Source organism: Microcoleus sp. D3_18_C4 (genome assembly GCF_036702355.1).
In the GTDB taxonomy this organism is placed as follows: Bacteria; Cyanobacteriota; Cyanobacteriia; order Cyanobacteriales; family Microcoleaceae; genus Microcoleus.
Genome location: NZ_JAUBTF010000116.1, coordinates 1 through 9913 on the forward strand (window position 1 = coordinate 1; position 9913 = coordinate 9913).

A 9913-nucleotide genomic window follows, 5' to 3' on the forward strand; every position below is an offset into this window, starting at 1 on the left:
GGGAGTTATCTACTTGAGGAGGTAAGTTGGCATCACCATTTCCTTGATTATTGTCATCATCAACTTCGGTTTTTGGGTTGGTATTACCATTACCTTGGTTTTGGGAGTTATCTACTTCAGGAGGTAAGTTGGTATTACCATTTCCTTGATTATTGTCATCATCAACTTCGGTTTTTGGGTTAGTATTACCTTGGTTTTGGGAGTTATCTACTTCAGGAGGTAAGTTGGTATTACCATTTCCTTGATTATTGTCATCATCAACTTCGGTTTTTGGGTTAGTATTACCTTGGTTTTGGGAGTTATCTACTTCAGGAGGTAAGTTGGCATTACCATTTCCTTGATTATCACGATCGTTAACTTCGGGCGCTAAATTCGCATTGCCATTTCCTTGACCGTTGGAACTGCCAGCTTGGGGAGGTTGACTGGAATTACTACCGCCTTGGCTAGATTGCCATTCAGGTTGACCTTGAGTATCGCGTTGCACTCCTGGTATATTTCCCGGTTGAGGATCGCGAGGCGCACCATGTTGATCCTTCCATTGCGGATCTTTTTGCGTCACTAAACCGAGTTCGCCATAAGGTTCGCTTAGGTTTTGATCTGCGCCGCTATCTTCACCGAGAGCAAGTAGGAAATCAACAACGTGAGGCGAAATCGATCGCACAATAGTAGGCTGTCCAAACGGACTGAATGGCACGATGAAGCTGTTAAATTCACCCGTCCAATCAAATAACCGATCGCGTCCCGTATTCGCAATCATCACATCTAAACCGCCACCACCAAAGGCAAAATCACCATCAGCAAATTCTGGATCGTCAGGACGGTTGTTGAGTCCGTTATTAGTATCGTGGTTATCATCGGCATTTAACAGATCGTCACCCATACCGCCAAACATTCGATCGTTCCGAGTACCGCCTACCAACCAATCATTACCAAAGTCACCAAAGATGTAATCTTTGCCATCATCAACTTTTTCGCCTTTAGCGTTAGTTGCTTCAAAGTTGAGGAAGAAATTATTAATCTTCAGACGCGGATTAACTGCATCATAAGCAGCTAACTTGCGAGTAAGTGGATCGTAGCGCAACGTGTTAAAATCTTTTACTGCAAGCATATTGTAGAATTCTGGCAAAGCTTCTGCACCGGAAATGCCATCATCACCAGCACCGCCATGCAGGAAGTCATCGCCTAAACCGCCGTAAATTACATCATTACCGCCTGACTCAAAAGCTAACCAACGCGCTTCTTTCTTCAAGCGAGCTTTTTCGTTCACTATCGCGCCGATGAATGGCCCAGGTAAGCCAATTTTTCCTTCTTGGTCTGGTACTGTGATTCCGTAAAGGGTTTCGGTTTCGCCATTGCGACTGGTAATAATGCGTCCATCATCACCTAAGATTCCATCTTCACCCGTTCCGCCGTAAATGCGATCGTGTCCCGTACCGCCAAAGATGTCGTCATCTTGTGCGTTACCGAACATAACATCATTACCAGTCATGCCATACAAGACATCATCACCCGCTTCTCCCAAGATTAAATCATCGCCACCCAAGTTGTTAGGATTACCGCCGGAAGTATAGTCAAGTAGTTGAATGGCGCGAGGAATAATTTGCAGTGATTTACTGTAATTATCGTAGGTAAAGTTAAGAAACTTGCCGCTATAATTACCTTTAGTACCTACCAAGCGGAAGATATTACCATTATCGCCAACGATTGCATCTGCATCGCGAGCGTGTCCTTCTGCTGACTGGTCGCCCAGATTGTTGCGATCGATCTGCGTTCCTGCACCACCAAAAATGGTATCTTGACCCGTCGGACGTTTTGCTTGCGTGTCGTTGCCAAACAGACTGGAACTATCACCGATAATATCATCCTGACCTAAATTGCCAAAGATTAAATCGTTGCCACCATTGCCTTCAATATAATCGTCGCCGTCATTGCTATTTTCTACCGAAGGATCTGTGAGGCTAACTACTTCGCTGATGGAACTATCGCCTTGGATGACATCGTTACCCAGTTGTCCGAAGATCATATCGTTGTTCGCACCCCCTGCGATCGCATCATTGCCAAAAGTCTTAGCATCTGCGTTGACAGAATGGTCGAGTAACTGGATATTGCGTTCGGTCTTAGTAGTAGGATTCGCTTGACTGTTGGCAGTAATTGAAGGATTGCCAGCGTCATCATAAATGGTTTCACCTGCGAGGACGCGCATCCTTGGACTAATATTATCGACGCGGCGGGTAATGATCGCGTTATCGCCAGTAATGACATCATTTTCAGTACCGCCATTTATGGAATCATTACCATCAGTGCCACCTGCGACATTATGACCGCCAATGATGTCGTCATCGCCACCATCTCCAAAGATTAAATCGTCAGCTTGTCCGCCAAGGATAATATCGTCATCGGCGTTACCATGAATAATATCGTTGCCACCTTTATCGGTAATTGAGGTATCAATTGAGGTGAAGTTTTGGTTGGCGGGTAAACTGAAATCTACTTTACCGTGATCGCCAAATACTAAGTCTTTGCCATCGCCACCGTTGATGATATCCGCAGCACTACCGCCAAAGGCAATATCATCTCCTTCGTTACCGTCAATGGTATCGTTACCACCTAAAGTTGGGTTGGTAGTGGTAACTAAATCGAGCGTAGCAGGGTTGTTATCAACTACGTAATTCAGTACGCCATTATCACCCAAGATAATATCAGCTTCGGTGTTACCAGTCAGGCGATCATTGGCATAACCACCAAGGATGATATCTTTACCTTGATTGCCTTCAACGGTATCATCGCCGCCGTTATCTGGGAAGGTAGTTTCGATTTTTTCTACTACATCATTAGCGTTGCGAGTAATGCGACCGCCATCTCCGAGGAGAATATCATTATCTTGGTTGCCGAAAATGTGATCGCCAACTCTACCGCCAACAACTATATCTGCGCCTTCATCACCAGTAATGGTATCGCTACCGCCAGCAGTCGGGGAAGTGGAGAAGATATCGTTCGCGTCTTCACTACCATCCTTTCGGACAACAATACCGTTATCACCTAACAGAATATCGTCAGCGTTTCCACCAGTGATGCTGTCATTACCTTGACCGCCGAGTGCAATATCTGCACCTTCGTTACCATCAATGCTATCGTCACCGCCGTTATCTTCAAAGGTGGTAGCAACTCTTTGCACACTGTCAGTATTATCGCGGGTAATGCGTCCGTGGTCGCCAAGGAGAATATCTGCACCTGTAAATCCTAACAGCAGATCTTCAGCCGTACCGCCGATCGCAATATCATTTCCCGCGCCACCATCAATAGTATCTTTACCGCCAGCAGTCGGGAAAATAGAGAAGATATCGTTAGCGTCTTCGGTAGCGTCATTTATGACAACAACGCCGTTATCACCTAATAGGATATCTGCTGATTCATCGCTACCACCAGAAAGGTTATCATCTTCGGTCCCACCTACCAAAAGATCAGCGCCATTGCTACCAGTAATCGTATCGTTACCACCGTTTTCTGGGTTAGTAGTTTCGATGCGTGTAACTACACCTTGATTCAAGGTTAATTTACCGTTATCACCAACGAGAACATCTGGATCTGCATCGCCAGCAATGCTATCATTACCATCGCCACCCAAGAGGAAGTCTTCACCACCACTACCACTGATGGTATCGTTACCACCAGAGTTATCAACTGGGGAATGTTCTGCAACTATGTAGTTGGCATTTAATGAACCTTGGTCGCCTACAACGATATCTTTTCCGCTGCCATTTTCAGCATCACCAACGAGGTAGTCATTTAAACCACCGCCAAAAATGATTTCGTTGCCAATACCACCGTAGATAGTATCGCTACCTGCACCGCCATTAGGGTTAGTGATAACATCGCGGGTGACAGGGTTGATGGTGCCGTTGTCGCCTAAGATAATATCGTTACCGACATCACCGATAATTTCATCTGCGCCGTCTGACTTGTCTTCTAAGTCATCAAGGTTAGAAGAACCGCCAATTACTAAATCATCGGCTGCGCCACTGGAAATGCGATCGCTATCTGCACCACCTTCTATATAATCTGCATCTTCTTGTCCGAGTAGCGAATCATTTCCCAGACCGCCAAAGATGGTATCAAGTCCGATGTTACCTTCTACATAATCATCGCCACCTTGAGAGTAAACTAAATCGTTGCCGTTACCGCTAAAGATTTTGTCGTTGCCAGCACTACTAATTAAGGTGAGAGTTTCTACATTTCCGTTATCGCCCAGGATACGATCGTTACCATCTTCACCATAAATAGTGTCATCACCGTTATTGCTGGAAGCAAACGAGTTACCGCCAATTATTTGGTCATTACCAGCACCAGCAAATATTTGGTCGTTTTCGTCGCCACCTTCTAAATAGTCTTCGCCTTCTTGACCGCGCAAAATGTCATCGTTTAAACCACCAAAAACGGTGTCGTTATCTGCACCACCTTCTATATAATCATCATCTTCTTGGCCGAGTAGCGAATCATTTCCCAGACTGCCAAAGATGGTATCAAATCCGATGCTACCCTCTACATAATCATCGCCACCTTGAGAGTAAACTAAATCGTTGCCGTTACCGCTAAAGATTTTGTCGTTGCCAGCACTACTAATTAAGGTAAGAGTTTCTACATTTCCGTTATCGCCAAGGATGCGATCGTTACCATCTTCACCATAAATAGTGTCATCACCGTTATTGCTGGAAGCAAACGAGTTACCGCCAATTATTTGGTCATTACCAGCACCAGCAAATATTTGGTCGTTTTCGTCGCCACCTTCTAAATAGTCTTCGCCTTCTTGACCGCGCAAAATGTCATCGTTTAAACCACCAAAAACGGTGTCGTTATCTGCACCACCTTCGAGAGTGTCGTTAGCATCACCGCCTGCGATCGAATCATTTCCAATACCGCCTTTGATGGAGTCGAAACCACCTTCGCCGTCGAGGATGTCATCGCCTTCATCATCTTCAATAGTGTCATCGTCTGCACCAGCGTAAATGGTATCGTTACCGCCTTGACCGAGAGGAACGTTTTCTGCTTCACCAAGGATGAGATCCTTACCTTTACCGCCGAGAATTAAGTCGCTACCTGCGCCGCCAGTAATCGCATCGTCACCTTCGGCACCATCGATATTGTCATTACCCGAAAGACCTTCGATGATATCATTACCAACTTCTCCATAGAGAGAATCATCGCCCTTTCCACCGCTAATCAAATCGCCAGCTTGATTGGCAGGAATATCAGAAATATCTGCTGTGGCATTTGGTCGCTCGCCATAGACTAGATCCCGCCCATCATTACCATACAGCGCATCTTCTCCAGCACCACCATAAATAAAATCATCGGAACTGCCTCCAGCAATTTCATCATTACCGTCGCCACCGTAGAGATAAGCTGAACCTGTACGAGTCAGATTAGGTGCATCCTTAGCAGTGAAATCCTCAGCAGTCAAATAATCATCATCTCCACCACCATAAAGTTTTGCCAGTCCCTTACCCGCAAAGAGGCGATCTTTGCCATCTGGTCTGGCTTTGCCATCTGGTCCGGTTGCAACACCGTTTTCAGGATTAAAATCTCCCCACAGTTCTGACTCTGCTAATACCTCTGGTGCTAGTTCAATTACATCATCACCTGCACCACCTTCGGCGTAAATTTTACTAATTCCTGTAAATTCTTCAGTCAGTCCGAAAGCTGAAACTTTTACTGTTTCATTAACAGCTTCACCATCTATATGCTCAACTTTGAATGTTTCATTGCCATCAGTATTATTGACAATACCCCGTTGGTCGGCATAGCGCCCCATATTTAATCGCAATACACCATTATCTAGGTTTGCTAACATTGGTTGGCTGCCTTGGCTATCACCACAATCCAAGCTGAAATCAACTAACACTTTGTCAAAAAATGTCTTGCGAGTTGTTTTCTTGAATGGCCCTATACCGACTGTACCTTCACCAAAAATGCCTAATTTCATCTGGCCATTAAGTTCAAATAGGCATAATGGACTTTTTTGTAATTTTTTTTCAATTTCATAAGTACGCAGCCGATGATCAGGCTCAATATCATCCTTCAAAGTAGCTTTTATATCCGAATTTAAGGAAAGACCAACACCCAAAGCTGCCGATACAAATTCATTATCAACCCCTAACTGACCCGATCCTCTAATTTCTAAACCTAACCCTAACCCAGAAGTATCTTTGAGATAAAACCCGTCAAACGGTTTACCTGTTTTCTCTAGAGTCCGATTTAATCCTTTTGCATCGTAGCCAAAACCAAATTTAGCATTAAAGCTAAAATCACCCGCAAACTTAATGCCGATGGGTGGAACAGGCAAAACAGGAATTGATATATCAGGAAGTGGCACTTTGAAACCAACAGGTGCCATATCAAAATCAAACAAAGTTGCATTTTCATTACCAATCAAAAGTTTAAATACTTCGGACGGGTTAGTGAGAATAGGGAGATTAACTCCTATCTTTTCTAATTCGGTGAACTCACTGGGTAAAGTTTTAGGGACAAAGGGTATGCTTAAATTAGCACTTTTTAGCTTGTCTGCATTTAAATCGAAGAGATCACCGCTAATGTAGTTACTCAAATCCAAGTTATCAATCATTACAAACTGACCACTAGAAGCGATCGTTTTGAATTTGCTCAGTTGTTTGTAAGTATTGATAAATGATTTGATTGGCGCTGCATCGTCTAAAAGTTCAATAATTCCTAGGTTAGTACCAGGTATTTTTGCATCAAGAATATCTATAACTGGTTGAAGGGGTTTAAAAACCTTGTCAAATTGTTCTCCAATCGGACGGATAAAATCACTAATGAACGAACCAGCATCAATTTTTACATCTCTGAACTTAACATCAAAATTTTCTAAGGTCAGATCCGCTTTGGCATCCCACCCAATATCAAGCTTAGCTTTAATGGAAGGGAATTTATCATCAGTGCCAAATTTGGTTAGGAGGTCTAAGCTAATATTTGTTTTGTTTTCTAGTCCCGCAGATAATGTAGGAGTTGCTGTCAATTCTCCATTAGTTTTTTGCAGATCCACCAAAATTGCCCCGCCAAACTGAAGTGGATTATCCGCAGCTTCCTTAACAGCAAAATTTAACAATCCCAGGTTTGCTTCAGCACTTAAATTATCCTTTAGCCCCACATTAAGATTTAATTTAAACTCATCTTTAGCGGAAGTATCAAAACTGAAAATACCATTGTCTAGTCCGAATTTTAAACCAAATTCATAACCAACTTTAGCATCTAGCCCTAGCCCAGTAGAATTAAAAATTAAGGCTGGTAATCCCAGATCCAAGGGTAGGGGAACTGAAGTGTAAGTTAAGTCTTTTTTAAGTTGAAGATCGAAGGTAAAATTATTCGCATCAGTCAGCACCAACTTAATATCATTAAAATCTGCTACTGTATCTAATATGCCGTCCTTATCTGCATTGGGATCTAGAACCAATAGTCCATTTGTTCCATTTACGCCAAAGGCATTAAATAAAATCTGTTTAACAGCTTGAACTGTAGGTGTGGCGCTATTCTTAATAACCTCTAGTTGAGCCTTTAGGTTGCTAATAAAACTTGTATCAAAAAACTGAGTAACTGTGTTTAACTTTGTTCCTACAATAGGGAGGCGTTGATTAGTGACTTGATTGCTGATTTGGTTTTGGATTGAATCAAATAAACCTCCAGAGCCAACTAATTCGTCAACAATTTCATTAATTTGTTCCGATGAAAGGCTAGTATCAAGAGTGTAAGCATAGGATGTAATTGCTCCTTTATTAAACAAAAATTGGGTTTCGATTTCACCTGTATTCTCTTCGAGAATCCAATCACCATTCAAAGAGATATTACCAGTTATATTATTAGAAGCGGCAATATCTGCATCCGTTAATTCACTTAACAGATCAACAAATGCTAAACCTTTTTCGCCAGAAGCAACATTACAACCATATAATAAAATGTCAGCATCTTTGGTTAAAGCATTTGCCCATTGCTGAATCTGCTGACTATGTTTATTGAGATTATCCAGATTAAGATCTGTTGGATTTAGCTGTAAACTTCCTGAACTACCGTGAGAAATGATATGGATAGCAGCAATTTCACTACGTTGGGCTAGAACATTGCTAATCTGTTTAATACTATCATTTTCTCTATTAAGAATAATAATTTCTGCACTAGGCTTAATGCTAGCTATTAGATGTTGATAATTGTCAATATAAGAATCGACAAAAACAATTTCCTTAGCTATGATATGTTGATTTATATCAGTCCCGATTAAAGAATTATCTATTACTTCGCCAGTAATGAAATCTCGACCTGGTATTACTGTTTGAGTAGCATTATATGCCAAATTTGCATCTTCTTTAAGCGGCGTAATGGGCAATAATCCGTTGCTTCCCACGAACTCGACTTCAGGTAGAGATGTTTGTAAGCTTGTGGGTGCTATCGCATTTTTTCCACCCATCAACAAATCGAAATTTAATTTGTCCCGTTCGTTCCCTAATGGAAGTAGAGAATAATGAGATTTGAATTCGTTGGTATCCATAATATCCTATTTTCCTAATTCATCAAAGTTTCTGCATTCTACAAATACTTAAAAGCCTTCTCGCAATTCCATCTAGATTTTGCTTTTGGTCATTTTCTCTCTCAACCATTCTTCAAACAATTCATTTTGTAGCTGTCGCTTAATTTCCCCGTCTAGCGTAACTGTCAACAATTGCTCGATCCGCAATAAAAACCAATTGTTATCGCTTAAAAACGGTTCTATTAATTCGCCAACTCTTGCTTTATCTACAGCATTTCTCATCTGTTCTGGCATTTCTCCTCGGCTAATAGTTCCCGTAGGGAAATTGATTACTTTTTCAGAATTTGCTGCATATCCTCTGCCTAACTGCTCAAAGCTAGATCCTTGTATAATCCGGTTTTTTAACTCTTGGGCGAATTTTTCATCGTTAACTACCAAACAAAATTTAGAACTATCACACCGATAGCTAAACTTCTGTATAGTTACTCTAAGAAATATTTACTTTTCTCCCTTTTTCAAAGAAGGAACAAAAGTAGTCGGGAAACTTTTCCCTTTTATGTTTTTGGCTTTTCTCTCTTTGAACGCTTCCGGCGTTACTGTAAGTTCCCTGCTGCCTCCCAGAATTTAACAGGTTATTTCTTAACGAAACCTAAAAATCAGCCTTTGGGAGGATGATTTAATTTTTTGTTCTTTAAAACACAGTATAGTCCTTGATTAAGTCAGATGTTCCTTAACATCAGCCTCTTTACAGAATCTTCATAATTAGGGTATATAGTCAGGAGTTACGCAGTTAGTGAAAGAGAAAGCCAAGGAGCAGTTAAATAGGAGCGCACTGCCTCCCGAACAATGCTGAGTTTAGACTCATACCAACTGATGCCCCGATGAAACCAATGCAACTCCAGGCGGAGAAAGGCTCGAATCGCCAATCCAATGTGATTGCGTTGAGCGCGAGCAGAACGCACTTGGGCTTTTTCAATCCCACAGCATTGCTTGAGACCACGGTGGTATTCCTCGATCGACCACTCAAACTCTGCCCACTGCTGGCGTTTTAGGGGACTCATCTTTAAATCATTGGTGGCCCAGTAGTCAATGTCACCGTCTGGGGCAACAATCTTGAATACTAGGATCAAGCCATAGCCTTTGAGATGAACCACCGTCCCACTGGCGGCGAGGGCCACGTCACTAATAGGTCGATTGGCAGTGCGATTTGGATTGATCAAGCGATTGCATTTGAGTCGAGTCAGCCAAGTCCAGCTATAGCTGGCAATCAACTTCAAGTTGGCTAAGGAACTAAACCAACTATCGAAGCTGGGGGGGTAACAACCAGCCTGAAACCCATACCTTTGTAAGGATTGAGCCAATGTGTGCTAAAAAAAAATAGGC

3 protein-coding genes are annotated in these 9913 nt (G+C 42.4%); all 3 read right to left on the bottom strand.

All coding sequences use genetic code 11. The features are described 5' to 3' along the window. The coding region (locus tag QUA90_RS29385; protein WP_333448677.1) for a DUF4347 domain-containing protein at positions 1–8551 on the bottom strand (8551 nt) is incomplete at its 3' end. A 72-nt stretch (positions 8552–8623) separates the two neighbouring features. Beyond that, the gene (locus QUA90_RS29390; protein ID WP_333448678.1) at positions 8624–8968 is read right to left on the bottom strand and encodes a peptidylprolyl isomerase; all 345 of its coding nucleotides are present in this window, start codon (positions 8966–8968) and stop codon (positions 8624–8626) included. A 344-nt stretch (positions 8969–9312) separates the two neighbouring features. Next, a complete protein-coding gene (locus QUA90_RS29395) occupies positions 9313–9750 on the bottom strand; it encodes a hypothetical protein (RefSeq protein WP_333448679.1) in 438 nt (145 codons plus the stop codon). Positions 9751–9913 lie beyond the last annotated feature (163 nt).